25 protein-coding genes are annotated in these 24,395 nt (G+C 58.0%); 14 read left to right on the top strand and 11 right to left on the bottom strand.

Annotated elements, in window-relative coordinates; genetic code table 11:
* Positions 1 to 17: 17 nt before the first annotated feature.
* The 3 genes from HL45_RS12850 to HL45_RS12835 form a co-directional block, all read right to left on the bottom strand.
* The gene (locus HL45_RS12850; RefSeq protein WP_049971477.1) at positions 18 to 368 is read right to left on the bottom strand and encodes a DsrE family protein; all 351 of its coding nucleotides are present in this window, start codon (positions 366 to 368) and stop codon (positions 18 to 20) included.
* A gap of 463 nt (positions 369 to 831) precedes the next feature.
* Complete coding sequence (locus tag HL45_RS12840; protein ID WP_049971475.1) at positions 832 to 1,971, bottom strand: pyridoxal phosphate-dependent aminotransferase; 1,140 nt, start codon at positions 1,969 to 1,971, stop codon at positions 832 to 834.
* A complete protein-coding gene (locus HL45_RS12835; RefSeq protein ID WP_049971474.1) occupies positions 1,968 to 2,456 on the bottom strand; it encodes an Lrp/AsnC family transcriptional regulator in 489 nt (162 codons plus the stop codon). The genes HL45_RS12840 and HL45_RS12835 overlap by 4 nt, the downstream gene beginning before the upstream one ends.
* Positions 2,457 to 2,553: 97 nt before the next feature.
* Between HL45_RS12835 and HL45_RS12830 the strand changes: the two genes are divergently transcribed.
* From HL45_RS12830 to HL45_RS12810, 5 genes are all read left to right on the top strand, one after another.
* The gene (locus HL45_RS12830) at positions 2,554 to 3,510 is read left to right on the top strand and encodes a manganese-dependent inorganic pyrophosphatase (RefSeq protein WP_368085931.1); all 957 of its coding nucleotides are present in this window, start codon (positions 2,554 to 2,556) and stop codon (positions 3,508 to 3,510) included.
* Positions 3,511 to 3,939: 429 nt separating this feature from the next.
* Positions 3,940 to 4,818 carry a hypothetical protein gene (locus HL45_RS12825; protein WP_144240083.1) on the top strand — a complete coding sequence of 293 codons (879 nt, stop codon included), beginning with the start codon at positions 3,940 to 3,942 and terminating at the stop codon, positions 4,816 to 4,818.
* A gap of 47 nt (positions 4,819 to 4,865) precedes the next feature.
* The gene (locus tag HL45_RS12820; protein WP_049971472.1) at positions 4,866 to 5,273 is read left to right on the top strand and encodes a hypothetical protein; all 408 of its coding nucleotides are present in this window, start codon (positions 4,866 to 4,868) and stop codon (positions 5,271 to 5,273) included.
* Between the two features lie 267 nt (positions 5,274 to 5,540).
* Positions 5,541 to 7,361 carry a transposase gene (locus HL45_RS12815; protein ID WP_049971471.1) on the top strand — a complete coding sequence of 607 codons (1,821 nt, stop codon included), beginning with the start codon at positions 5,541 to 5,543 and terminating at the stop codon, positions 7,359 to 7,361.
* A gap of 389 nt (positions 7,362 to 7,750) precedes the next feature.
* Complete coding sequence (locus HL45_RS12810) at positions 7,751 to 8,668, top strand: serine/threonine-protein kinase RIO2 (protein WP_049972033.1); 918 nt, start codon at positions 7,751 to 7,753, stop codon at positions 8,666 to 8,668.
* A gap of 46 nt (positions 8,669 to 8,714) precedes the next feature.
* On the opposite strand, the gene HL45_RS19990 is transcribed toward HL45_RS12810, so the two are convergent.
* Positions 8,715 to 8,861, bottom strand: coding sequence for a DUF1328 domain-containing protein (locus HL45_RS19990; RefSeq protein ID WP_162833888.1), 147 nt, complete (start codon positions 8,859 to 8,861; stop codon positions 8,715 to 8,717).
* A 306-nt stretch (positions 8,862 to 9,167) separates the two neighbouring features.
* Here HL45_RS19990 and HL45_RS12805 point away from each other — a divergent pair, with 306 nt between their 5' ends.
* From HL45_RS12805 to HL45_RS12790, 4 genes are all read left to right on the top strand, one after another.
* Positions 9,168 to 9,758 carry a 50S ribosomal protein L15e gene (locus HL45_RS12805; RefSeq protein ID WP_049971470.1) on the top strand — a complete coding sequence of 197 codons (591 nt, stop codon included), beginning with the start codon at positions 9,168 to 9,170 and terminating at the stop codon, positions 9,756 to 9,758.
* A gap of 344 nt (positions 9,759 to 10,102) precedes the next feature.
* Positions 10,103 to 10,603 (top strand): halocyanin domain-containing protein, encoded by a 501-nt coding sequence (locus HL45_RS12800; protein WP_049971469.1) that lies wholly within the window; start codon positions 10,103 to 10,105, stop codon positions 10,601 to 10,603.
* A gap of 126 nt (positions 10,604 to 10,729) precedes the next feature.
* Positions 10,730 to 11,899 (top strand): ABC transporter substrate-binding protein, encoded by a 1,170-nt coding sequence (locus HL45_RS12795; RefSeq protein WP_049971468.1) that lies wholly within the window; start codon positions 10,730 to 10,732, stop codon positions 11,897 to 11,899.
* 2 nt (positions 11,900 to 11,901) lie between these two features.
* Positions 11,902 to 12,855: an FAD-dependent oxidoreductase gene (locus tag HL45_RS12790; RefSeq protein ID WP_049971467.1), complete on the top strand. Its 954-nt coding sequence runs from the start codon at positions 11,902 to 11,904 to the stop codon at positions 12,853 to 12,855.
* Between the two features lie 53 nt (positions 12,856 to 12,908).
* On the opposite strand, the gene HL45_RS20870 is transcribed toward HL45_RS12790, so the two are convergent.
* Genes HL45_RS20870 through HL45_RS12780 form a run of 3 tightly spaced genes read right to left on the bottom strand, consistent with a single transcriptional unit; the run spans position 12,909 to position 15,019 of the window.
* Positions 12,909 to 13,067: a hypothetical protein gene (locus HL45_RS20870; protein WP_158413699.1), complete on the bottom strand. Its 159-nt coding sequence runs from the start codon at positions 13,065 to 13,067 to the stop codon at positions 12,909 to 12,911.
* A gap of 59 nt (positions 13,068 to 13,126) precedes the next feature.
* On the bottom strand, positions 13,127 to 14,146 hold the full coding sequence (locus HL45_RS12785; RefSeq protein WP_211250877.1) for an NADP-dependent oxidoreductase: 1,020 nt from the start codon (positions 14,144 to 14,146) through the stop codon (positions 13,127 to 13,129).
* A 54-nt stretch (positions 14,147 to 14,200) separates the two neighbouring features.
* Complete coding sequence (locus HL45_RS12780; protein WP_049971465.1) at positions 14,201 to 15,019, bottom strand: CPBP family intramembrane glutamic endopeptidase; 819 nt, start codon at positions 15,017 to 15,019, stop codon at positions 14,201 to 14,203.
* Positions 15,020 to 15,202: 183 nt separating this feature from the next.
* On the opposite strand from HL45_RS12780, the gene ubaA reads away from it, so the two are divergent.
* The 3 genes from ubaA to HL45_RS12765 all read left to right on the top strand — a co-directional run bounded on the left by ubaA (position 15,203) and on the right by HL45_RS12765 (position 17,792).
* Positions 15,203 to 16,021 carry an SAMP-activating enzyme E1 gene (gene ubaA / locus HL45_RS12775; RefSeq protein WP_049971464.1) on the top strand — a complete coding sequence of 273 codons (819 nt, stop codon included), beginning with the start codon at positions 15,203 to 15,205 and terminating at the stop codon, positions 16,019 to 16,021.
* Between the two features lie 62 nt (positions 16,022 to 16,083).
* On the top strand, positions 16,084 to 16,602 hold the full coding sequence (locus HL45_RS12770; protein WP_049971463.1) for a hypothetical protein: 519 nt from the start codon (positions 16,084 to 16,086) through the stop codon (positions 16,600 to 16,602).
* Between the two features lie 71 nt (positions 16,603 to 16,673).
* The gene (locus HL45_RS12765; protein ID WP_144240082.1) at positions 16,674 to 17,792 is read left to right on the top strand and encodes a hypothetical protein; all 1,119 of its coding nucleotides are present in this window, start codon (positions 16,674 to 16,676) and stop codon (positions 17,790 to 17,792) included.
* A 375-nt stretch (positions 17,793 to 18,167) separates the two neighbouring features.
* Here the strand turns inward: HL45_RS12765 and HL45_RS12760 are convergent, their stop codons facing one another.
* The gene (locus HL45_RS12760; protein WP_049971461.1) at positions 18,168 to 18,680 is read right to left on the bottom strand and encodes a winged helix-turn-helix transcriptional regulator; all 513 of its coding nucleotides are present in this window, start codon (positions 18,678 to 18,680) and stop codon (positions 18,168 to 18,170) included.
* 12 nt (positions 18,681 to 18,692) lie between these two features.
* A complete protein-coding gene (locus tag HL45_RS12755; RefSeq protein ID WP_049971460.1) occupies positions 18,693 to 19,031 on the bottom strand; it encodes a DUF7471 family protein in 339 nt (112 codons plus the stop codon).
* Between the two features lie 133 nt (positions 19,032 to 19,164).
* Between HL45_RS12755 and HL45_RS12750 the strand changes: the two genes are divergently transcribed.
* A complete protein-coding gene (locus HL45_RS12750; RefSeq protein WP_049971459.1) occupies positions 19,165 to 19,797 on the top strand; it encodes a DsbA family oxidoreductase in 633 nt (210 codons plus the stop codon).
* Between the two features lie 31 nt (positions 19,798 to 19,828).
* On the opposite strand, the gene HL45_RS12745 is transcribed toward HL45_RS12750, so the two are convergent.
* Positions 19,829 to 20,899, bottom strand: coding sequence for a guanosine monophosphate reductase (locus HL45_RS12745; protein WP_049971458.1), 1,071 nt, complete (start codon positions 20,897 to 20,899; stop codon positions 19,829 to 19,831).
* A gap of 115 nt (positions 20,900 to 21,014) precedes the next feature.
* Between HL45_RS12745 and mutS the strand changes: the two genes are divergently transcribed.
* Positions 21,015 to 23,669, top strand: coding sequence for a DNA mismatch repair protein MutS (gene mutS / locus HL45_RS12740; protein ID WP_049971457.1), 2,655 nt, complete (start codon positions 21,015 to 21,017; stop codon positions 23,667 to 23,669).
* On the opposite strand, the gene nucS is transcribed toward mutS, so the two are convergent.
* A complete protein-coding gene (gene nucS / locus HL45_RS12735; protein WP_162833887.1) occupies positions 23,666 to 24,364 on the bottom strand; it encodes an endonuclease NucS in 699 nt (232 codons plus the stop codon). The two genes, mutS and nucS, sit on opposite strands and share 4 nt — an antisense overlap.
* Positions 24,365 to 24,395: the final 31 nt, after the last annotated feature.

Here is a 24,395-nt window from a genome sequence, read left to right as displayed (position 1 = left end):
TGATTACGTCACGAGATTCACGGGGCTTTGATGTATCCGTATCCTTCGTCTTGCAGGCGGGCGAGTTCGCCAGAACCGGACGGAACGCCATCAACGCCCGGAAGCAAGTCCGCATCCGTCACACCCATTCCTCGAAGAGCGTTCCGACAGGCACGGAGGTCAACCTCCCGATTTCTGAGTTCGGACACCAGTTCCCGCTGTGCCGTGGTTGCCTCCACGAACATTCGAATGCCTGCACCGTTGGCGAGACCGACGACATCGTCCCCGGGCGTGAAAACGCTCTCGTCGCCGACGAGATTCAGCGTGTTGGCGATGGCTTCTCGCTGGTCGTTCGGGTCGGGACTGGAGACGTGAATCACGGTTTTCATACCGAAACGGGATGCTTCGAGAATCCATAACCAGAGAACGGATTTATCAGACGTTTTCGAACCAGAATGTTGGCAACTGTTAACGTGGATACAGACGTGATGAGCCGATGGGTGGGAACCATATGAGCGATTTATCGACACCGGAGTACAGTCCATTCGTCACGCCGGAAAGTTCGGGCGAACGAATGCAGTTCGTGGGATGTGACATTCACGTCGTTCACCCCGAATCCGGAACTGAGCGGGAAACACACGCACGAAGAAACACACATCATCTTCATCCGCGCGGGGAGAATGGAATGGAGCGTCGATGGCGATTCACGAGGAACCGGCCCGGGAGACACTATCGTTAGGCGGACGTTCCGCACGGGTGGAAAGTACTCGGAGATGCGCCGTCCCAAGTCGTCTGTGTTACTGCACCCCCGGAACCGGAAAGTAAACCCGGAGAGCAGTAACTCCGAGTGGGCTATCGCTTCCGAACGAACGTCTCGATTCTGTTCATGGCCTCCCGCAGGTCGGCCATTCCGGTCGCGTAGGAGACGCGGAGGTGACCCTCGCCACCCTCTCCGAAGGCGCTTCCCGGGACGACGGCGACCCCTTGCTCTCGAAGTAGACTCTCGGCAAACGCTTCGTCGTCGCTATCACAGGCGGGAAAGGCGTAAAACGCGCCATTCGCGTCGAAGCAGTCCAGTCCCATTTCGTCGAACCGCGAGAGGACGAATCTCCTGCGGCGATTGTACTCCTCTCGCATTTCGATGACTTCGTCCTCACAACTCCGAAGTGCTTCCAACGCCCCGTACTGGGCGGTTACGGGTGCCGAAAGCATCGAATACTGGTGGATGCGGTTCATCGCGTTGATAGCTACCTCCGGGCCGAGGGCGTAGCCTAATCGCAACCCAGTCATCGCATAGGCCTTCGAAAAGCCGTTGAACACGATTGTTCGCTCACGCATCCCCGGAAGCGTAGCGATTGACGTATGTTCGCTGTCGTAAGTCAGCGCGGCGTAAATCTCGTCGGAGAGGACGAACAAGTCGTTTTCCTGTACGAATTCGGCTACTTCCGCGAGTTCGTCCCGGCTCATCGTCGCGCCCGTGGGGTTGTTGGGATAGCACAGGACGAGTGCCTCAGCATCCGCCGCACCCGACTTTTCGAGCGCTTCTCGGGTCAGCACGAACTCGTCGGCCGCGGTGGTCGGAACCGGAATCGGTTCGCCGCCCGCGAAGGTAACGCCGGGGACGTAGGAGATGTACGACGGTTGCGGAACCGCAACCCCATCGCCCGGATTCACCAGTGCCCGCATGGCAAGGTCGATTGCTTCGCTGGCCCCCGCAGTCACCAGAATCTCGCCATCTGGGTCGTATTCCAAATCGTATCGCTGGACGTGACTCGCAATTGCTTCCCGCAAATCCTTTCGCCCGCGGTTGGCCGTGTAGGACGTTTTTCCGCGTTCCAGCGCGTCGATTGCCGCGGTGCGCGCCGACCACGGTGCCGAAAAGTCCGGTTCGCCGACGCCCAGCGAGATGATGTCGTCGCGCTCCTCCGCGAGTTCGAAGAAGCGACGAATCCCCGACGGCGGAACCCGTTCGACGCGGTCTGCCGGTTTCATGGCGAGACGGAGAGGCGGTCGTCTTCGTCGCGGTCGTCGAACTCGATGCCGCGTTTTTTGTACGTCTCCATCACGAAATGAGTGACGGTCTGTGTCACTTCCGGAATCGGCGCGATTTGCTCCGCGACGAAGTTCGACACGTCGTGCATGGACTCGCCCTCCACGTCGAGGGCGAAATCGTAGTTGCCGCTGACCAACCGGAGCGATGCGACTTCTGGAAACTTCGCAATTCGACGGGCGATTTGCTCGTAGCCGGTTTCGCGGTCGAGTTCGACGTTCAACTCGACTTTCGCCTCGACGTGCTCGTCAGCCGCGTTGTTCCAGTCCACGACCGCCTGATAGCCCCGAACGACGCCCTCGGATTCGAGGGCTACAATCTGCGATTCGATTTCCGATTCGGATAGTCCGGTTTGACGCGCGAGGTCAGCGGTGTCCTCGCGGGCGTTCGACAGCAGGAGCGACAGTAGTTCCCGTTTCGCGTCCATGAACGTTCTGTGAGTGGGAGATACAAGAATCTGGCCGCACCTGACAGTTGGCTGTCTATCCGAACTGTCTATCGAAACGAAGATTTCGAGAAGGGAAGTGTTCTTGAATCAAGACCGCATTGGAGCGACCGTGTCACAGTCACGTTACGTAATCGGTCATCAGCAGCCAGATACAGATACAGTTTGCTCTGCGTTAGCGTATGCGCGATTGAAACAGAAACAAGAAATCGATGCCGTCCCTGCACGAGCGGGCGAACTGAACCCGGAAACGCAGTTCGTATTGGAGCGATGGAATGCCGAGTCGCCGCCGCTTCTCAACGATGCAACAGACGAACAGTTGATACTCGTCGATCACAACGAGTACAGTCAAACCGTCGCTGGAGCACGAAACGCGAATATCGTCGAAATTGTAGACCACCACCGTATCGGCGACGTCGAAACCAGCAATCCGATTCTGTTCCGAAACGAACCTGTCGGGTCAACTGCGACCATACTCACTCAACTGTTTGCCGATGCAGATGAGACGATTTCCGCTCAGACTGCCGGACTCTTGCTTAGCGGACTGCTTAGCGACACGGTCGTGCTTCGCTCTCCAACGACTACCGAACGAGACAGGGTAGTTGCTAAGCAATTGGCCGACACTGCTGGTGTTGACTATGAGAAGTACGGGAAGGAACTGCTTCGACACAAGAGCAAAATCGGTGAAAAAACCCCGCGGGAGATGATACTCAGCGACTTCAAAGAGTTCGAGTTTGGCCCCGCTGAGGTCGGTATCGGCCAAATCGAAACCGTCGAACCCGATGTCGTATTGGATCAGCAAGACGCGGTTCTTGCGGCGATGGACGACGTTGCAACAGAACGCGATTACGCGGTGTTTTTGTTGCTTGTTACTGACCTGCTCGAAGAGGATTCGACAGCGCTCGTTGCAGGCACCGAAACGGCAACAGTTGAAACTGGCCTGGATACCTCGTTCTCAAATCAAGAAGCGTTCTTGCCCGGTGTAATGTCTCGGAAAAAGCAAGTCGTCCCACCGCTGGAAGACGCCTTCAACTGATACCAAACCACCCGTTGAAACTGTTTTCGAAGACCGAAGAGGAAGATACTGTTCGGACACCGTCGGAGACGACCATTTACAGAAACATCCTCCGAGCGATGAGCAAAACGAGTCCTCCTAGAAGATGAGGCTATCCACGAGTTATGCACGAGCCGCAAGTTCATTTGAACAATTGGGAAAGTCTATTTGTTTGAATCACAGGAACGATGATAGGTGATGATTCGGGGAGAGTGTTCTTGTTCAATAACGGTCGGAGAAGTGCTGTAGTCTGGGCTTATTCGAAAAATGTAGTCAGCACCGCGTAGGTGAAAGAAAGCGTGATGAACGCCTTTCCGGGGAAGTTCACTCGTGAAATGTCTGTTAATAATAATTTATGTACTTTAAACTAGAATGTATTTAAGTAATAATGAATTTCATATTGTATTGTATATGGTAGAAAAGAGCCGACTGAACCGGCGAGATATACTGAAAGGAATCGGTGCAACTGCGAGTGCAGCTAGCTTCACTAGTGTCCCAGTAGTCGCTAAAGGAGCAACAAACTACAATCGTCTTAACAGGGCCCGAGGCTCCGAATACGTTCGCTCTATACTTACCGAACTAAATTACCCGAAACTAAAATTAGAAGGCTCTCAGGAGTACGAAATCGAAGGAAGCGATGGAAAGACACTGCAAGTCGCAGAATTTTCAACACTCTACGGCATGCTGTACTATGTTGAGTCAGAAAACACCGATACAGGTGCCATCTTCCGGTTTTCAGATGAGAAACTTAGCAGTATTGATCGTTCTCAGCTCCCTGAGCGTTACCAATCTCTCCCGAGTGGGACGAACGCTGTACTTCTTGGCCGCACTTCTGATGTCGTTTTCCGTCGCAATGCAACTGATGGTGAGCAAGCAGTCGTCGAGAAGGTCGATGGTGTCGTGGCGGATGACGCCGCTGTCGTTACAGGAACCGACATTTCTGGCTACAAAGTACTACACAGCAAAGATACGGACAGCGAAACCCTCCAAACAGTCGTGGTTGACGAAGGGATCTCGTTCACCCCGATGAAGTCGATGGCCGACCAACTCTCAGCCGAGCGGCTGTCGGTACAGGATCAAATTGGAGCGCAATGGCATAATTCGTGCGTGCTACCGTGTGGTGGGTGTGTCGGAAGTGTCGGCGGATGTTGGCAATGTTCGCCCGCGTGTATCGATGCACCAACTGGAATCGGAGCAGTTGATTGTGCTGTCTGCCTGTACTTGATTTGCCACGGTGCCCTCATTGCTGCGTGTGGCGGGTGTGCTCACTGCGTTGGCCAGTACGTATAATAAACCTGAAGAAAGACATACAAATATCCATCGCGTACTTTTTCATTATGAAACAAGGTTCATTCAGCTACTTCGGCATCGCAAACATCATCCTCTCACAATTACTCATCGTCATCTTCGGAGTGGGTGCTTTACTTTCCAACCCTCTCGCCGCCATTCTTATCGGACTCTTCACCCTCGGTGGCATCACATTCGTTCTCGCCGGTCTTGGACTTGAATTCGCTGGGCTGAACTTCCGGCAGTTCGCCGCGTTTGGCTATTTTGCAACCGCAGTCTCGTTCGTCGGCTTGACAATACTAGGCGAAGTGTGGAACTCACCGACAAATATCTACCCAAAACTGGCCCTGATCGCTATGCTGTTGATTGGTGGCCTGATGCTCGTCCGGATTGGCTTCGACATCGCTACTGACCGACAACGCATCGTCACGGTCGAACCGACTCACTCGCCCGAGTAAACGCGGCTCTTCGGTCTCATGCAGTCCGAGTTGGATAGCTCTTTTTGTTCTTCAGAGTAGGTTAGCGAAATAAGTAGTCGAAGCTCCGTTTGGACATCTCGTCTCCGCTGCTTTTATGTGTCCTTTCGTTGCCGAAGCCCAATTTCGGATAATCTGTGTACTGTCAATCGACAACATTCTCGCGCACGTCTATTCTCGTTCGTATTTAACTCCTACTCCCGGAGTTTCATATACTGAAGCGGCAATAATTAAATATGAAGACGCTCAGTGCCACCCGAAAACCATCCGCACTCGGAGTCGCTTGCATCGGTAGCGAGCGACGGCACTGACCCGATTTCACTTCTTCCCGATATCGTCCGCGCGTCAGCTCAAGCCACGTTCGATTCAGACCCGGATGCCGATATCGGCGCTGTCATCGCGGCGCTTCCCATCCCGAACGACCTCGGTGACCGCTATCCGACATGGCACTCGTCGTATCCATTCGATGCGATTCTCCGTGCATTCGTTCTCAAACACACGCTTGGGATGGATTCGGACGCTTCTCTCCACCGACGACTACGAACTGACCCGTTCCTACTCGGTCGGTTGGGCTTCGATTCCGTGCCGAACCAATCGACGTTCTGGAGGACGTGGCATCGACGATTCTCCAGCGACCTCCGCGAAAGCGTCCTCGACGCCGCCGACGCGGTCGCCGAAGTTGCGCGGGAACACGATATCGACGCACCGGGGCCAGCACGGGACGAGTCCGACGGAAACGAGAGTCGCCGCGATGGACGACTCGGCCAGCCGTCACCAGTAGTCGGAGAGGCCGACCGGGTAGCTGAGGCCACGCGAAACGAGGTCTTCCCGGCGCTGGAACTCGATAGAGCCTCGAACGCGACGATACCAGAGAGTGCGTTCTGGTCGCTTCAAACGTTCTGCGGGCTACGCGAGAACCTACACGCGAACGCGGGAGCAGAACTATTTACACACGAATCGCGGGACGTAACGCCACTCGGTCACAACCATCGTGACCAGCTACGCGGGCAGTCCGTCGAAGATTACCGCGAGATGCTTCGGTCGGCGGTCGGGAACATCGTCACGACGGCAAAGCGGGACGCTGTCCTCGATAGAAAGGTCACTCTCGCCATCGACATCACGACCAGCACGCGGTTCTACGGCGACCGTGACGGTCACGAAGGAATCATCATGGGGACGAAAGAGCCGAACGATAAGTACGCCTACCACTGGGCGACCGTCCAGATCACCGATCCGGAGTGCCCGGTCGTCCTCGATGCACGTCCAGTTCGACGTGGAGAAAGCCGGGCTGAAGTCGTCGCTGACCTCCTTGATTCAGCACTCCAGCACGTCGCGGTTGACCTCGTTCTTGCGGACAGAGAGTTCGACAGTGACGACGTGAAGAGTGCGTGTGAGGCGCGAAACCTCCGGTATCTCATTCCGAAGCGCAAGCACACGTCGGAGAAAGCAACCGAGAAACGTCTATCGCGTGCGGGCCGTGAGACGAAGGTTGAAGTCCAGAAGACGGTGCAGGGGTCAGACCGGAAGAAGCTCTACCTCCGACGAAACGGACGTGACGAAGGTAACGTCGGTATCGAAACGTCGTCGTATGAACGGGAGTACCGCCAGACGCTCTGGGATGAACTTGGAGAAACTGTCGGCATCGACGTAGGAACCGACGAACGCGAAGACGCGGCACTCCATTTCCTCGGCACAGAAATCCTCGATGACGACAGTACCGATGAAAACGACGACCACGACCGCTACATCGTGTTTGAGACGAACTGCGAGCTACCCGTCGATGCTGGCCGCGATGACCTACAGAACGCCGTGGAACGAGTCACTCGTCGGTATCGGAAGCGGTGGATTATCGAGAACGGCTACAAGAGCCTGAAGAGCTTCATCGTCCCGACGACGAGTAAATCCCACGAGCTACGCTTCTTCAACTTCATTTTCGCTGTTCTGCTCTACAATGTCTGGAAACTCGTAGACCTACTTCTCCGACAGTTGTTCGGCATCGAGGACGGGCGGCCCGTTCTGAGTGCGGCGCAAGTTCTCGCCAGCGTACAACGCGCTACCGGGGTTGGATAGGGCCGTTCAGTGCCGACCGAGTTCTCTGTTCGGTAGCCAAAGCACTCGTCAACCCCCGTAGTTCCGCTGTTCTCCCCGTCTTTCTCTGACCGCTCCCACTCCTATTTCAATGTTCACCCCGCGATATCAACCGCCAGAAGCCTCGAAATGCCGGTTCGTCTTATCCAAAGTCTCATCTTCAGGTCCTCCAATTTCATATTGCAACATGGAGTGTATTACTCAGCAGTCACACCGCACGTGAATACTGACCACCGTCGGAAAATACCGTTCTCAAGCTACGAAGCGGCCTTCTGGGTTGCCGAACCGTCCTCACCGGGATTTTCAATCGTTCCGGAAGAGCGTACTCCATGGCGCAAGCCCCTTACGCTCCCGCCGAGTACACGAAGTCGATGGTTCGGAACGTCGCGCCAGAGATGGTCGAGTTAGAGCAAGCGGACTTCTACTTGCTCTCCGGCGTCGAGCAGGGGATGCGCTTTAGCGAGTGGGTTCAAAAGGAGAAAATCCCGAACTTCTCGCGGTTGACCGCCGAGGAAGTGGACTACCGAATCGACCGCTGCCTCGACCGCGAGCTGCTTCAGCGCAAAACGATTCAGTACGAAGGCTACACCCTCACCTTCGAGGGATACGACGCGCTGGCGCTCCGAACGTTTTCGCAACGCGATACGATTCAGGGTGTCGGTTCGCCACTCGGTGTCGGCAAGGAAAGCGACGTGTACGAAGTCCAGTCGTTCCGCCCGCTCGCGCTGAAATACCACCGCGAAGGGTACACGAACTTCCGCGAGGTGATGAAAGAGCGCGATTACACGTCCGACCGCGAACACGTTTCGTGGCTCTATACGGCACGGAAAGCGGCCGAACGGGAACACGACATTCTCGAAGCGCTCTACCCGGACGTGAGCGTCCCTCGACCAATCGACCACAACCGCCACGCAATCGTGATGGAGAAAGTCGATGGCGTCGAACTCGCGCGCGCGAAATTCGAAGACCCGCAGGTCGTGCCCGTGTTAGACCTCGTACTGGGAGAGATGGCCGAGGCCTACGACTGCGGGTACGTCCACGCGGACATGAGCGAGTACAACGTGTTCGTCAACAGCGAGGGCGTCACGGTGTTCGACTGGCCGCAGGCGGTGCCGACCGACCACCAAAACGCAGAAGAATTTTTGGAACGTGACGTGCGAAACGTGGCTGGATATTTCAAGCGCAAATACCCCCAACTCGTCGGCGATGTGGACGTTTCGGGCGTTGCTGAAGCGATTATCGATGGTGAGTTCGAATCGGTGCGCGACCATTCGGACGACGATCGGTAGCGTCGCAACTGTTCGGTGTTCTGTATTCCAAAAAACGGAGTGGCGGTCAGAGAACGAACGAGATTATCGCCAGCACGAGGAAGGCGATAACCAGCCATTTTGCAATGTCCATCGACAGTCCGGCGATTCCGCCCGCGCCCATTACTCCCGCGACGATTGCGAGGACGAAAAAGGCGATTGCGAGTTCGAGGATTGCCATCAGTGCACCACCTCGCTGGATTCGTATCGGAGCACGTAGCTCATGGGTGAAGTAAGGCCTCCCAGTGGCTTTCCGGTGTGGGCTGAACTAGCAAGGTACGGATACGGTTTGCGGCCATTTGCTGTCTCAGGATGTACGACCGTGCGAAAGACGAAGGCCTTAAACCCCCGAACGGGATATCTTGGGTAACTCGCTGGTCAACGGGCACCAGTGGGCACCTGCAATCGCAGGACGGAATGTGGCAGGCGGGATTCGTAGAATCCTGCCCGCTGAACCACTCAACGCCCGTGGTGATAGACCATGGCAAAAAGTTTCTATTCCCACATCCGAGACGCATGGAAAGACCCGGACGACGGCAAACTCGCCGAACTCCAGTGGCAGCGAAAACAGGACTGGCGCAAGCAGGGCGCAATCGAGCGCATCGAGCGCCCGACCCGACTCGACCGTGCCCGCTCGCTCGGCTACAAAGCCAAGCAGGGCATCGTCGTCGTGCGCGCAAGCGTCCGCAAAGGTGGCGCGCGCAAACAGCGCCACAAGGCTGGCCGCCGTTCCAAACGACAGGGTGTCAACCGCCTCGGTCGGCGCAAGAACATCCAGCGCATCGCGGAAGAGCGCGTGAGCAAGAAGCACCCGAACCTTCGTGTGCTCAACTCCTACTGGGTCGGTGAAGACGGAAGCCAGAAATGGCACGAAGTGATTCTCGTTGACCCCGAACATCCCGCCATCCAGAACGACGACGACCTGAACTGGATTTGCGACGACTCGCACCGTGGCCGCGCACAGCGTGGACTCACGAGCGCAGGCCAGAGCAACCGTGGCCTGCAACAGCGCGGAAAGGGTACCGAACACACCCGTCCGAGCAACTCGAAAGGCAAAGGCCGCGGTAAGTAACGCCGGTCGTACTTCTCAATCCATTTCTATTTGAGCCGACTCGACAGCGGCTGGTTTCCAGTGACAATGCGGAATACGACTGTTTAGCGCCTTTGGAAAGCGTGTTGTGCGTTTCCTCGCGTGTGTTGTTGTTGGAGTTTTCTACTCTGTAAACTGTATCACGCGATATGAAATGACCTGTCACTAGCAACATCTTCGGTGAGGGATGGACACACCCACACCGATTACTACGCCACACCGTCGTTCTGGGGCGGGTTGCTTTCAGCAAACATGCACTGGATTCTTCGGTACAGTTCGGTGGCAACTCGAAACGGCTATGAAAAATCGCAGTCGGTAATCGAACAATGGCCGATAACTCAACAAAACACTCCCGGCGCACCGTCGTTCAAACGGTTGGAGCAACAGTCACAACTGTCGGTTTAGCGGGTTGTATCGGTGGAACTGGTACGAACGATGGTGGCGGGAAAGACCCGGACGAGTCCTACGTGGAAGACGAACCGGACTACGGCGGGTGGTTCGAAGGGGCCAACAACTACAACAGCACCGTCGATAGGCGAGGGCAGGATGAGGTAACTGTGCGCGTCGGTGCAGGGAGTCGCGGAATGGCGTTCGACCCCGCGAGCGTGATGGTGTCCCCACAGACGACAGTGGTTTGGGAATGGACAGGCAGAGGAAGCTTGCACAACGTTGTCGCACAAGTTGGGACATTCAAATCCGAGTTCACCGGTTCCAAGGGGCATACGTTCGAGTACAGGGTTGAGAACAGCGGCGTCTTCAAATACGTCTGTGAACCTCACGAATCGTCGGGCATGAAGGGCGCTATCGCGGTTGGTGAGTCCGAATAGCTCCGACCGATTTCTCTGACTTCCCGACGCAGGTCATCCCGATTCCCGCCGAAAATCGACTACTGTCGATATTTAGGTTGGCCAAAAAATCGAAACGATTTTAGCGCTTTAGGCGAGCCTAAAAACATGGCAGGAGACACAGACGGTCTGCGGGCACCGACTCGACGCGATTACGTGAAGTACGGCGGTGCGGTCATCGGTGGTGGATTGCTCGCGGGTTGTACCGACGATAGCTCATCGTCCGAAGGGACGACAGGGGAACAATCCGCGAGTGCAGACACTGATTCCGGCACGAGCGACGATGACTCGTATTCGGTGACGATGGAACCGGTGGGAACCGTCGAGTTCGGGGGGGTTCCGAAAACGTGGGTTCCGTACACGGGCGACTACGCCGATATGGGTGTTGCCCTCGGCCAAAGCGACGGACTTTCGGCTATCGGCGTTCGCGCCCGTTTCGGCTCGCATCTGTACGAGGAACTGCCGGATGTTGCCGTCAACAAAGACGACCTCACGGAACTGTGGCAGGACGGCACTGGTAAGGAACTGTTCTACGAACTCGACGCGGACGTTCACGTCATCGACCCCAACTTCATGATAAACCGCCTCCAGTGGAGCCAGAGCGACGTCGATGAAATTGGAAACAACGTCGGCCCGTTTTTCGGCAACACGATTTTCACGAGAGTGTACGACTGGCACGAGTACGCCGACTATTCGATGTACGAAGCGTTCGAGAAAATCGCCGAGATGTTTCAGGAACGTCCGCGATACGAGGCGTTCAAAGGGTATCACGACGAGATTCTGTCGGACGTTCAATCCCGCCTCCCCGACGAAACGCCAACCGTTGCGGTGTTGTATCCTGCCGACATTCCACCGGAATCGTTCTATCCGTACCTCATCGGTTCCGGAACTCAGTCTAAACACTGGTCGGATTTGAACGTGGAGGATGCACTTGCCCAACACGGTATTTCAGATGCGCAAGCGGGCGGTGGAACCATCGACTACGAAGCACTGTTGGAAATCGACCCGGAAGTCATCGCAATTCGGTTGCAGGGCGAGATTACACAGGAGTACATCGACCGAGAAATCACGTCGTATCTAAAGAGCCACAACGTTGCAGGCAATCTTCAGGCGGTGCAGAACGACCGCGTCATCTACGGTGGATTGACGTATCAAGGCCCGATTATTCATCTGTTCCAGCTCGAACGAACCGCGCGAGGACTGTATCCCGACGAGTTCGGCGACGAACAGTTGTTCGACAGGCAGAAAGTGAGCGACATCGTCAACGGGAATTTCTGACCATGACGGATGACACGCCCGACTACGATGTCGTCATCGTTGGCGGTGGCCCCGGCGGTTGTTCAGCTGGCGTGTTCACCGCCCGGTACGGCCTCGACACCGTCATCTTCGACCGTGGAAATGCGGCGCTCCGTCGATGCGCATATTTGGAAAATTACCTCGGGTTTCCCGCCGGTATCAATATAGACACGTTCTACGCACTGATGCACGCCCACGTCGAAGAGTTGGGCTGTGAGCGTATTCCGGATATGGTCGAGTCCGTCACCAGAGCCGAAACCGATTCGATTGCTGATGAGTCCGCGAACGACGAGTCGGTGTTCGTCGTTGAGACGCAGGATGGCCGAAGCGTCACCGCGAAGAACGTCCTCGCGGCCGCGTGGTACGACGGCGAATATCTCCGTCCGCTCGGTGGTGACGAGATGTTCGAGCAACATGAACACGACGGCGAGAAACACGACCACTTCGACCCGGAGTACGCGGATGGTGACGGTCGAACACCAATTGAGGGTCTGTACGTCGCCGCACCCGCTGGCCAGCGAAGCGTGCAGGCCATCGTCGCCGCCGGTCACGGCGCACACGTTGCGCGGTGTCTTCTCGAAGACTATCGACGCGAAATTGGTTTTCCCGATGGCGTCGCGCCACACTACGATTGGCTTCGGCGCGAGTCCGAGTTCTCCGGCGAGTGGGCTGAACGCGACCGGTGGCGCGAATGGTTCGAAAATGAGGTCGAGGACGACCACGACATCGACGACGAGCGATTCGTCGAACTACGCGAACGGTACATCGACCGAGCGTTCGAAACGCGCGTCTCCGACGCGGAGGTCGAGAACAGATCCCAGCGTGGCGTCCGCCATCTCGTTGAAACGATTGGAACTAAGCAAGTTCTCGACGCGCTCGACGACGGAGAAATCCGAGAGTACGTGGTAGACGAGATGTCGGACGAAGAAAACTCGTAAACCGATTTCGGGAATGGTTTCGAGGAATATGCGTCTCTTGTCGGCGGTCGATGTTACTCGTCTTCCGATTTCAATTCCAGTTCAACTTCTACGTCACCACCCAGTTTGACTTCTGCCTCGAATAGGCCCCATTCCAGTTCGAACTCGGCCAGTTTCGCATCGATTCGCCACAGCATTTCGTTTACCGTTTCTTCCCCCACCTGTACTTTCATAAAGACGACGGAGGTACGCTCGCCACGCAGAAATTTCTTCGTGCCGCTACCACGCTCGATTACTCGCTTGGTTCGCCCACTTTCACCAACTGCTTGCCGATGTTCTCACCCTCGAACAGTCCCAAGAAGGCGTCGGGAGCGTTTTCCAAGCCCTCGGTTACCGTCTCTCGATACGCGAGTTCGCCCGTCGAAACCCACTTCGCCAACTGCCGGGTTGCCTGTTCGAATCTCGGGGAGAAGTCGCTGACGAGGAAGCCTTCTACTTGCGCACGACTCTGGATGAGTTTGCCGAGTTTTCGCGGCCCCATCGGCACCGATTCGTCGTTGTAGAGCGCGATTTGGCCGCACACGGCGACTCGCGCGTCCACGTTCAGTTTCGAGAAGACGGCGTCGGTAATCTCGCCGCCGACGTTGTCGAAGTAGGCGTCTACCCCGTCGGGCGCGGCGCTGTCGAGCGCCGCACCGTAGTCGTCCGTGGCTTTGTAGTTGATGCCAACGTCGAAGCCACACTCGTCTTCGAGAAATTCGACTTTCTCGTCGGAGCCAGCGAAACCGACGACGCGAGCGCCGGATTGTTTCGCAATCTGACCCGCGACGGAACCGACCGCGCCCGCCGCCCCGGAGACGACGAAGGTGTCGCCAGCCTTGGGTTCGGCTACTTCACGGGTGCCGAAGTAGGCGGTTCGTCCGGGCATTCCGAGGACGCCAAGGGCCGTCGAAATCGGGGCGTGGTCGGGGTTGACAGGTTGGAGCGAACTGCCGGAGGCAGTCGCGTAATCCGCCCACTCCAAGTTTCCGGCGACGAGTTGGCCCGCTTCGAATCCCGCGCCGTTGGATTCCACGACTTCGCCGACCACGGCGGCTTGAAGCGGGTCGCCGACGTCCCACGGTTCGGCGTAGGATTCCGCGTCGCGCATCCGACCGCGCATGTACGGGTCAACCGAGAGGTAGAGGGTTCTGACGAGTGCTTCGCCCGGCCTCGGTTCCGGAACGTCTTCTTCGACCAGTTCGAACGTTTCGCGGTCTGGCGTGCCGTCTGGCCGCTGTGACAGGAGGTACTTCCGGTTGGTTGCCATGATAGAACGAACGACGGGAAGACAAAACAACACTTCGGCAGAAGCCGCCTTTGCCGCTTATAGGACGAAGAGTAGCGAGACGATAACGAGAACCACGTGGAACGAGGCATGGCCGACCATCGCGGTTTCGAGGCTCTGTCGCCAGTAGAGCCAGCCGAAACCGACCCCGGCAATTCCGTTGAGAAGAACCGTTCGAACGACCACGATTGGCGTTAACGGAACGTCTATCGACATCGCGGGAAGGTGGCCCAGACCAAAAACGAGTGCGGAGGCGAGGATTGCAGACCACATCAGTCGGTCGGTCGGGCGCTCGCCCCCGGAAACCGTCCAGAGTCCCCACACGACGAATGTCATGAATCCGTATCGAAGCAGTAGCTCCTCGGTGATTCCACCGTATAGAAATCGCACGGGGATGCTTGCGAGAACGCCGAAGATAGAGCCACTGTTCGTATTCAGTACGGTGTACGCCGAGAGTTCCGCAGGGAGAAACGGTGCGAACGCGAAATCGAGCGCGAGGACGAGAAACGACGCCGCAACGCCGACGCCGATTCCGATTGGTGCCTCTTCGGCGAACAAACTCGGCGGTTGAATCCGACCGGTGAGTCGGGCCAACAGCCGTGATTGTAAACCGACACGCGGGGCAAGGGTCGTTCCGACGAGACAGGCGACCGCGAGTAGCACGAGCGGTTGACTGATTGCCACGAAAAACAGCGTCACTGCCGGGAGGTCAGCGAGTTCCGGAAGCTGTCGAAGCGTTTCTATCGAGGAGAGTCCGACCGCTGCAATTCCCGGAACGCCGAGCAGGAACGTTGCGACCACCCCTTTTAAAAACGAACGGCGTTTCGTCCGTTTCTCTCCGGAGACGGTGGTTTGCATATCGCAGTGCGCGCAGTGGAGGGCGAAAAACTATTCCCATTGGATTTTGCGGTGCCAGAACCACACGTGAAACCGACCGACGCCGACCTGCGTTGACCGACATTGACCTGCGCCGGCCGACGCAGGTCGGTTCGAATGTCGCCGAACCACGGGTTTATACGCCGATACGACCAATCCGGAAGCATGAGCGGCCTTTCGCTCGATGCGACACAACTCGACCGCTACTCCCGGCACATCATCATGGACGAAGTGGGGCCGGAGGGCCAGCAGGCCCTCCTCGACGCCGCAGTTCTCGTCATCGGTGCAGGCGGCCTCGGTGCGCCCGTCATCGAATATCTCGCCGCCGCGGGCGTCGGAACGCTCGGCATCGCGGACGACGATGTGGTGGAGCGAAGTAACCTCCAGCGACAGGTCGTCCACGGCGACGACGACGTGGGACGCCCGAAAGCCGAGAGCGCGACGGATTTCGTGACGAATCTGAATCCCGACGTAAGCGTCGAAACGCACGAGGTTCGCGTCGAACCCGACAACGCGGAAGAACTCGTCGCTGGCTACGATTTCGTCGTGGACGCGACCGACAACTTCCGGACGCGCTACCTCGTCAACGACGTGTGTACGCTCGCGGAAATTCCGTTCTCCCACGGCGCGATTTACAAATTCGAAGGTCAGGTGACGACGTTCACAAACGATGGCCCCTGCTATCGCTGTCTGTTCCCCGAAGCGCCGCCGGACGGGATGGTCGCGGACTGTGCCACGACGGGCGTCCTCGGCGTGCTCCCCGGCACCGTCGGCTGTATTCAGGGCACCGAAACGGTGAAACAACTCATCGGCGTCGGCGAACTGCTGGAGGGTCGAATGGTATTTTACGACGCCATGGACATGTCCTTCGAGGAGGTCGAATACCGCAAAAATCCCGACTGCCCAGTGTGCGGAGAGGAAGGTATCGAGTCGATTGGAGAGGTGGAGTACACCGACGAATCCTGTGCGGTGCAGGCCGACTGAGCCACTTTTCGGCCGATCTCCGTCCAAAATGACTATTTGGCTGTGGCCAGTAGCTTCTCGCAATGTCCCGACACCCCGCGAGGGACACGAAGAAGGCCCGGAGCAGTCGGCGCGGCACGTGGTACGGACACGGCCAGACGACGACTGTCGAGAAGGACGGCGTCGGTCGATTCATCGACGACGCCGTCTACACCTTCGCGGACGTCTCCCTCGTCACCATGCCGCTTCTCGCCTTCGTGGCGATAACCGCGAACGTCACCCACTTCGGCGTGAAAAACTCCGCGATGATAGCGTGGGTAACGATGGTCGTCGGTGCCGCAGCGATTCGCGGCGGTTGGGTGACGCCACTCGGAACGGACGTTCCGGGCTGGGTGTCGCTCTCGCCGTCGCTGATACTGTTGCGTCTCGGTTACTACAACCTCGTACTGGCGGTCGCCGCATACGGCGGCGGGGGGATAGCCGTGACGCTCTCGCTTCCGGTCGTCTCCGTGTTGTTCACGTTCCTGTTCGCCGCGATTGCCATCGGCGTGTTCCCGCGAATCGCCGACGAGTTCTACGAGTACGTGTCCAACGCCGATTGACATAGTCGCCTGTCGATTTCTTCGAAGACGAATCCAGTGAATACATGACGACGCAACCGTTGGCTTTGTGTATGGACTCGAAGGTGGAGGCGTGGGGCGTTCGAGCACTCGTTGCGTTGGCAACCATCGGGACGCTTCCAGTCGTTTCCGCTCACGGAAGCGACCACACACCAGCGTATCCGCAGTGGCTCGCGCTGGTCGTCCTGTTAGCGGGCGTCGGCATCGTCGCCACGAGCGTTTTTTTCGGACGCACTGCGTGGAGCCACCGGCGAACGCTCGCGCTCTGGGGCGTTTTCGCCGGACTGTTCGTCACCGTCGTCGGTGCGGTCGGACTGGTACAGTTCTCAGTCATCGAAACAGTTCGTGCAGCGCAAGCCCCGCTCGCGCAGGAATGGTATCATCCGCTGACGCTCGCCGCCGGGACAATTATCGCGGTCGGAAGCGTTCTCGCCGGACGAATCAAATTGCCCGACCGACCGAGATATGCCGGACTCGGACTCCTGCTCGGCGCGTGGGTTGCCTACCCTGCCGTGATGAGTGCGTTCGGCACGCGAACGCACCCGCTCGGCTACGTCCTCGTCGTCGCACTTCCGGTCCCTCTCGGCTACATTCTCTGGCGCGACGCGCGTGAGTCCCTCTCGTGGGCACTCCGCAACCGACCTGCTCGCTGGTTCGGCGTCGGCAGTGGCGTCCTCGCAGGACTCTTCTTTGCCTTCTCGATGGGAATGCTCTCGTTCATTCCGGAGCACGGAATCGGGATTCCTGATGGGGCGTTCGTCACGACGGTTCCGGTCGCAAACCCGCTGGTGTACTGGACGGCCGTGGAGTTCAACTTCCCATCAGTGCCGCTCTCCGGCGTGCTCTCGCTCGGAATGCTGATTCAAATCGGGACGGTCGCCGTCCTCGTCGGCCTGAACGCCGCGGTCATCGCGTTCCAGTGGCAAGGCGCGACGAAAACGGGTTCACACGAAATCTCCTCCGATACGGCGGCAATCGCGGCCCCCGCTGCCTGCTGTTGCTGTGGGCCACTCATCTCGGAACTCGCCGTGGTTTCAGTCGGCCCGTCTGCGGCCGCACCCCTCTACTGGCTGTTCGTTGACCTCGCCTCGCCAATCGGCGCGCTGTTTTTCGTCTTCAGTGTCGCACTGTTGACCGGGAATCTGGCGTATTTCGGGATGCTGAACGAGTAATCAGAAATGACGGATTTTATGAAAGTAAAGCAACCGTTCAGTTACAGTTCGAGTGTTACGGGCTTGGTTACGGTGATTGCGGCCCTAATTCTTTTGTGAAAATATGACATCCTTTCAGATATCATGGCAGACGTAGGGTTGGTTATTCTTGCACTTATTCTCGTGATAGGAGGTGCGATGCAGTGCGTCACTGCATATGAGTTCATCTATAGTTCAAGAACAAATAGGATATTAGGTGCGATATGGTTCGTACTTGGGATTCTGTTTTTCATGAACGCGATATGATATCTCAATCAAATATGCGCCCAAACACTGTTCTGGAGTTCTATTCGTACTGGTTAACGCATTCTTAAATGTCCATCTTTACGCGATTGATTATTCAGGCAATAAATCATCTACAAGCCGCGTAAATCTATCCACCATTCGCTCCGGGAACGAGGGCGTGACTGTCGCAAGCAGTTTTCCAGTTTCCTCCGGTCGCGCCGGAACGAGCGTTACCCGATTTCTCGCGTCACGCTGCTTTTCGACCAAATTTTGTTCGACGAGATGGTTGACGTGCCATTCGAGGGTGCTCCGGGCGATGCCGAGGTCGTCCGCAAGGCTTGCGGGTTGGGCCGTTTCCTGTTCGAGCAGACTCACGAGCACGTCACGGGCCGTCTCCCGGCGGAGCAAGGCGAGCGCGGAGCGCTCCCACTCGTCGTACTCCGGCGGATAGTAGTGCGTCTTGCCGTACAACTGCTCGCTGGTGAGTTGCTCTTTGCCGAGCAACTCACGGAGATGGTACTGCACCTGTCCGGGTGCGAGTCCCGACCCCCGGACGAGGCCGTTGAAGTGGACGCCGGGACGTGATTCGACGTATCGCGCTATCTGTGTTCGTGTTTCAGTCATTGCGTATTTCTGTCACCGTTGGTTCGATTGTTTCGTTTCCACCGACCGCGCGTAGTACACCGCACCGACGAGCAGGGCAATAATCACCACGTCGAGGATGTGTTCCACGAGGTGATGCGTGTTGTCCGCCACGAAGTTGACGGTCGTGAGGCCACCCATAAGCGTCTGTCCCGCGAGCGCGCCGAACGCCAGCGTCACCAGCAGATAGGGGAGCGTCCGTCGCTGGCGAAACGCGACCAGCGCCAGCGCGAGAACGAACACCGAACCCACCGCCGAGAGCGCGAGAACGGTCGGAAGCATCAGCTCGCTGCTTCCGGCGAGCGAGTGAAGCGGGTGGAACGCGGAAACCATTCGGCTCTATTTAGGAGCGGAGCTACGTCAGGCGTTCGGTTTTGGACGGTTCCTCTTCCACGGCCTCGCCACACATGCGGCAATTCCCTCCCGATTCCTCCCTCTTTACACGCAGACTCCACAACGGTTCGGCATGACCGAATCGCAAACCGACGACCAACTCACAGTGTACTCCGACTACGTCTGTCCGTTCTGTTACCTCGGGCGCAAATCGCTCGAACGCTACGAGGAAAATAGAGGCGACGAGGTCGCCCTCGATTGGCATCCGTTCGACCTCAGAAGCGGGAAGCGAAATCCCGACGGCAGTATCGACCATGGTGCGGACGACGGAAAAGACGACGCTTACTACGAACAAGCGAGGGAGAACGTCCGGCGCTTGCAGGAAAAGTACGGCGTGGAGATGGAACAGGAAATCGCCACCGACATCGACTCGTTGAACGCACAGGTCGCTTCGTTCTCCGTCAAAGAGGAGTATCCCGAACAGTGGCGGGCCTTCGACGAGGCTATTTTGGACGCACTCTGGCAAGAAGGAGACGACATCGGCGACCCTGACGTGCTGGCGAAAATCGCGGAAGAGGAGGGACTCGACAGCGACGAAATTCGAGCGGCAATCGAGGACGACGAACTGCGAGAGCGAGTTCACGCGAAATTCGCGGAGGCACAACAGCAAGGAGTCACGGGCGTCCCGACGTTCACCTACGAGGGATACGCCGCGCGCGGTGCGGTTCCGCCGGAGCAGTTGGAGCGATTGGTTGAGGGAGTGTAGTTCGTATCGAAAACGAGGTCTGATTCGGACACTACTGCAACGGAGCCAGTTCCTCTTCGACTTCCGGTTCCACGCCCGCGAACACCGAGTGAGCGCCCTCGCGCTCACGAGCGCTCGGGGCGACCTGAATGAACTCGGCGTTCTCGCGGGCCGCGGCAATGTCGTGACCCCCGCAGTAACTCAGCCCGGAGCGGATTCCGGCGAGGAACGGTTGGACTTCGTCCGCGAGCGAACCTTTGTACTCGGTCAGACCTGCAATCCCTTCGTCCGCGTCGGGCGTGAGTTCCTTGTCGGTGCGGTTTTCGTTCGCCGCGGTGGACGCCATTCCGCGGGAGCGTTTGAATTTCTGCCCATCGATGGTGACCGTCTCGCCGGGCGCTTCGTCGGTTCCGGCGAAGAAACTGCCCATCATCACGGTGTCGGCACCGGCCATCAACGCCTTGACCGCGTCGCCGGAGGTGCGGATGCCGCCGTCCGCGATGATGGTGATACCGAGGTCGTGGGCCTCGTCTGCACAGTCGTCCACTGCGGTCAACTGCGGGGAACCTGCGCCAGTGACCTCTCGGGTCGTGCAGTGCGAACCCGGGCCGACACCGACTTTCACGGCGTCCGCGCCCGCGGAATAGAGGTCGGAGACTGCCTCGGGTGTGACGACGTTGCCCGCAACGAGTTCCGCGTCGGGGAACTCGCCGTCGATGCGCGAAACGGCGTCCAAACAGCGTTCCATGTGACCGTGGGCGACGTCGAACATGATGCAGTCCACGCCCGCGTCGAGGGTGGCCTCGACGCGTTCTTCGAACGCTTCGTTGATGCCGACCGCGGCAGCGACGAGTTCACCAGCGTCCTTGACCGAACGAACTTGTTCTGCCTGTTCTTCGATGCTCATGAATCGGTGGAGCGTGCCGATTCCGCCCATCTCGGAGAGCGCGATTGCGGCCTCTGCCTCGGTGACGGTGTCCATGGCCGCGCTGACGAGCGGCATGTCGAGTTCGAGGTTTCGCGTGAGATTCGTAGAAAGGGAAACGTCGCTTCGACTATCGACCGGTGAGCGTTGCGGGAGCAGTAGCACATCACCATACGAGAGTCCAGTCCTGATGTCCATCGGTAACCTTCACTGTCAAGTTTCCGACGCCACTTAATTCTACTGAAACCTTTTTCCACCCAATATTCCACTCGATTCCGGACGCTTATCTGCATGCAGGCACTGGGTTTCTCGCATGGACGCGGCGCTGGGACCACCGGAACAGATGGCCGAACACAGCGAGGAACTGACGCCGATGATGCGCCAGTATTTCGACCTGTGTGGGCAGTACGAGGACTCGCTGGTGTTGTTTCAGGTGGGTGATTTCTACGAGACGTTCTGCGAGGCCGCGGAACGAAGTGCCCGGATACTCGAAATCACGCTCACGCAACGGGAAGATAACACGGGAACGTACCCGATGGCGGGCATTCCCATCGACAACGCCGAGTCGTACATCGAGACGCTTCTCGACGCGGGCTATCGCGTCGCCGTTGCCGACCAAGTACAAGATCCCGCAGACGCCTCCGGCGTGGTCGAACGAGCGGTTACGAGAGTCGTTACACCCGGAACGCTCACCGAAGACGAACTGCTCCACACCGACGACAACAATTTCGTCGCGTGTCTCACCCGCGACAGCGACCCCGGAAACAGCGACTACGGATTGGCCGTCCTCGACGTTTCGACGGGCGACTTCTACGCCACGACGGTCGAAACCGAATCGGCGGCGACGGACGAAATCAGTCGATTCTCTCCCGCGGAGGCAATCGTCGCCCCTGAGGCACCAGAAACGCCGTTTGACGCCGACTGCATGGTTACTGGCTACGAGGAATCTGCTTTCGACATCGATTCGGCGAACGAACTCGTCACGGAGTACTTCGGCCCGCCGGAACGACTGCTTGCGACCGACGCCGAAATCCGTGCCTGCGGCGCACTTCTCGCCTACGCAGAATACGTCCGCGGAGGTGAGAGTGCAGATTCGGATGCGAAAACCGATGAAACCGAAGGCGAGGACGACGCCGAAAATGTTCATCTCGACTATTTGAACCACCTCACCCGGTACGACCCGCGGTCGTACATGCTCGTGGATACAGTCGCACTTTCGAGTCTCGAACTGTTCGAGTCGCGGGCCGTCCACGGTCAGCGCGATGCCACGCTCGTCGGCATTCTAGACGAAACTGCCTGTGCGCTCGGGAGCAGACGATTGAAAGATTGGCTTCGTCGGCCGCTCCTCGACCAAGGACGAATCGAGAAACGACTCGACGCAGTCGAGGAGTTGACGACCCGTGTCCAACAGCGCGAGAAAGTTCACGACCTTCTGCGGGACGTGTACGACATCGAACGCCTCATCTCGCGGGTCGCTCGCGGGCGTGCCAACGCCCGCGACCTGCGCTCGCTGAAATCCACGCTGGATGTAGTTCCAAAGGTAGCAGACGCAATGGAGGGTGTCGAATCGGAAACACTGCGCACTCTCCACGGAAATCTGGACGAGATGGCCGACGTGCGCGACCGAATCGGTCGCGCAATCACCGAAGAACCGCCAATCGAAATCACGGAGGGTGGCGTCATCAAATCCGGCTACGACGACGAACTCGATGAACTGCGCGAAACCGAGCGGTCGGGCAAAGCGTGGATAGACGACCTCGAAGAAACCGAACGAAAACGAACCGGCATCGGGTCGCTCAAAGTCGGCTTCAATCAAGTTCACGGCTACTACATCGAGGTGACGAACCCCAACCTCGACAAGGTGCCAGACGATTACAACCGCCGACAGACGCTGAAAAATTCGGAGCGATTTTACACGCCCGAACTCAAACAGCGCGAGGACGAAATCATCCGGGCGGAAGGCAGAGCCGACGACTTGGAGTATGACTTATTCCGCGAGGTTCGCAGTACGATTGCCGAGGAATCCGAACGGGTACAGGCGCTCGCCGACACGTTGGCTGAACTGGACGTTCTCGTTTCGCTGGCGGAAGTCGCCGCGAAACACGGCTACTCCCGCCCCGAAATCGGCGGCGAGGGAATCGAGATTCGAAACGGTCGTCACCCGGTCGTCGAGCGAACCGAAACCTCGTTCATCCCGAACGATACGAACCTCGACAGCGATACCACGGCCATCATCACCGGGCCGAACATGTCCGGCAAATCCACGTACATGCGCCAAGTCGCCCTAATTTCCCTCCTCGCGCAGGTCGGCAGTTTCGTTCCGGCGGACGAAGCGCGCCTCGAACTGATAGACCGAATCTTCACCCGCGTGGGGGCAAGCGACGACATCGCGGGCGGACGCTCGACGTTCATGGTCGAGATGACCGAAGTCGCCGACATCCTCCAAAATGCGACCTCGAAATCGCTCATCCTGTTGGATGAAGTTGGTCGCGGAACCAGCACGACCGACGGGTTCGCCATCGCGCGGTCGGTGACCGAACACATCCACGACGAAATCGGCGCGAAAACGCTGTTTGCGACCCACCACCACGACCTCACAGCCGTTGCCGACGAACTGCCGAACGCCGTCAACCTCCATTTCGGCGCGACCGAACACGACGGCGAAGTCGTGTTCGAGCATAACATCTCTCCGGGTGCCACAATGGCGTCCTACGGAATCGAAGTCGCACAGGTCGCGGGCGTGCCGGATTCAGTTATCGGCCGGTCGAAGGAACTGCTTGAGAACGACCAAGATTGTGGAGAAAACGGGGCGGAGAAAGTGGACGGAAAGGAGACGAACGAAAATCCCTCCCCAGTCGATACCGTTTCGGAAGACGTTCTCTCGGAACTCAAGCGAACGAACGTTGCGGATACAACGCCACTGGAAGCACTGCAATTGCTGGACAGGCTGAAAGGGCAGTTGGATTAGGGTTCCAGCGAAACGAACTCCAATCCGCTTTCTGCCAGCATATTTCGAGCGCGCTCCGTGACCGAGGGGGCAATCAGTACTCCTCTAACTTCTGCTCCGGCGTGGAGGTCACGCCGGAGCGCGTCGATGTATCTGCGAAGCTGCCCGACCGCGTCCGGGCCGACGCGCCGCCGCTTGAGTTCGACAACTAACGTCGTTCCGTTCGCGTCTTTGCCGTAGATGTCGATGGCTCCGGCGGCGGTTTGGCGCTCGGTTGCCAGCGGCGTGAAACCCGCTTCCACGAGGTCGGGGTCGGTCAAGATACGCTGTCTGAGGTCTTCTTCGCTCCCGGCGAGCGAAATTTCTTTCGCGTCGGTCACGTCGAACGCCGAGAGTTGGGTGACGGATTCGAAGTGTACTTCGAGCGATTCGTCCGGATTCGGTCGTCTGCTTCTCACCAGCAGTTGCTCGTCGGTCAGTTCGGACTCGAACGTCCCGCCCGGCGGTTGCCAGTTGACCGGCTTTTGTCCTTCCTCGGTGTGAACGAGCGCGGTGCCGTCGGGTTTGAGGACGACGAGTCGGTCGCCGGGACCGAGATAGCTCTCCGCGCGGCCGTCGTACTCGACGGTACAGCGCCCGAACAGGGTGAGGAGGTCGCCTCGCTCGATTGCCGATTCGACCTGTCGCTGTGCTTCTCGGTGTGTCGGTGCTTGTATCGTCGTGGGTTCACCTCGCCGCTCGCCCTCG

It is taken from the genome of Haladaptatus cibarius D43, from assembly GCF_000710615.1.
GTDB classification, from domain to species: Archaea; Halobacteriota; Halobacteria; order Halobacteriales; family Haladaptataceae; genus Haladaptatus; species Haladaptatus cibarius.
The sequence above is the reverse complement of the archived record's forward strand: the minus strand, read 5'-3'. Positions and strand labels throughout refer to the sequence as shown.

Excerpts from the sequence above, each read along its gene's own strand:
- HL45_RS12850 (WP_049971477.1), bottom strand. The coding sequence starts at position 368 with ATGAAAACCGTGATTCACGTCTCCAGTCCCGACCCGAACGACCAGCGA.
- HL45_RS12840 (WP_049971475.1), bottom strand. The coding sequence starts at position 1,971 with ATGAAACCGGCAGACCGCGTCGAACGGGTTCCGCCGTCGGGGATTCGT.
- HL45_RS12835 (WP_049971474.1), bottom strand. The coding sequence starts at position 2,456 with ATGGACGCGAAACGGGAACTACTGTCGCTCCTGCTGTCGAACGCCCGC.
- HL45_RS12825 (WP_144240083.1), top strand. The coding sequence starts at position 3,940 with ATGGTAGAAAAGAGCCGACTGAACCGGCGAGATATACTGAAAGGAATC.
- HL45_RS12820 (WP_049971472.1), top strand. The coding sequence starts at position 4,866 with ATGAAACAAGGTTCATTCAGCTACTTCGGCATCGCAAACATCATCCTC.
- HL45_RS12810 (WP_049972033.1), top strand. The coding sequence starts at position 7,751 with ATGGTTCGGAACGTCGCGCCAGAGATGGTCGAGTTAGAGCAAGCGGAC.
- HL45_RS12805 (WP_049971470.1), top strand. The coding sequence starts at position 9,168 with ATGGCAAAAAGTTTCTATTCCCACATCCGAGACGCATGGAAAGACCCG.
- HL45_RS12800 (WP_049971469.1), top strand. The coding sequence starts at position 10,103 with ATGGCCGATAACTCAACAAAACACTCCCGGCGCACCGTCGTTCAAACG.
- HL45_RS12795 (WP_049971468.1), top strand. The coding sequence starts at position 10,730 with ATGGCAGGAGACACAGACGGTCTGCGGGCACCGACTCGACGCGATTAC.
- HL45_RS12790 (WP_049971467.1), top strand. The coding sequence starts at position 11,902 with ATGACGGATGACACGCCCGACTACGATGTCGTCATCGTTGGCGGTGGC.
- HL45_RS20870 (WP_158413699.1), bottom strand. The coding sequence starts at position 13,067 with ATGAAAGTACAGGTGGGGGAAGAAACGGTAAACGAAATGCTGTGGCGA.
- HL45_RS12780 (WP_049971465.1), bottom strand. The coding sequence starts at position 15,019 with ATGCAAACCACCGTCTCCGGAGAGAAACGGACGAAACGCCGTTCGTTT.
- ubaA (WP_049971464.1), top strand. The coding sequence starts at position 15,203 with ATGAGCGGCCTTTCGCTCGATGCGACACAACTCGACCGCTACTCCCGG.
- HL45_RS12770 (WP_049971463.1), top strand. The coding sequence starts at position 16,084 with ATGTCCCGACACCCCGCGAGGGACACGAAGAAGGCCCGGAGCAGTCGG.
- HL45_RS12765 (WP_144240082.1), top strand. The coding sequence starts at position 16,674 with ATGGACTCGAAGGTGGAGGCGTGGGGCGTTCGAGCACTCGTTGCGTTG.
- HL45_RS12760 (WP_049971461.1), bottom strand. The coding sequence starts at position 18,680 with ATGACTGAAACACGAACACAGATAGCGCGATACGTCGAATCACGTCCC.
- HL45_RS12755 (WP_049971460.1), bottom strand. The coding sequence starts at position 19,031 with ATGGTTTCCGCGTTCCACCCGCTTCACTCGCTCGCCGGAAGCAGCGAG.
- HL45_RS12750 (WP_049971459.1), top strand. The coding sequence starts at position 19,165 with ATGACCGAATCGCAAACCGACGACCAACTCACAGTGTACTCCGACTAC.
- HL45_RS12745 (WP_049971458.1), bottom strand. The coding sequence starts at position 20,899 with ATGGACATCAGGACTGGACTCTCGTATGGTGATGTGCTACTGCTCCCG.
- mutS (WP_049971457.1), top strand. The coding sequence starts at position 21,015 with ATGGACGCGGCGCTGGGACCACCGGAACAGATGGCCGAACACAGCGAG.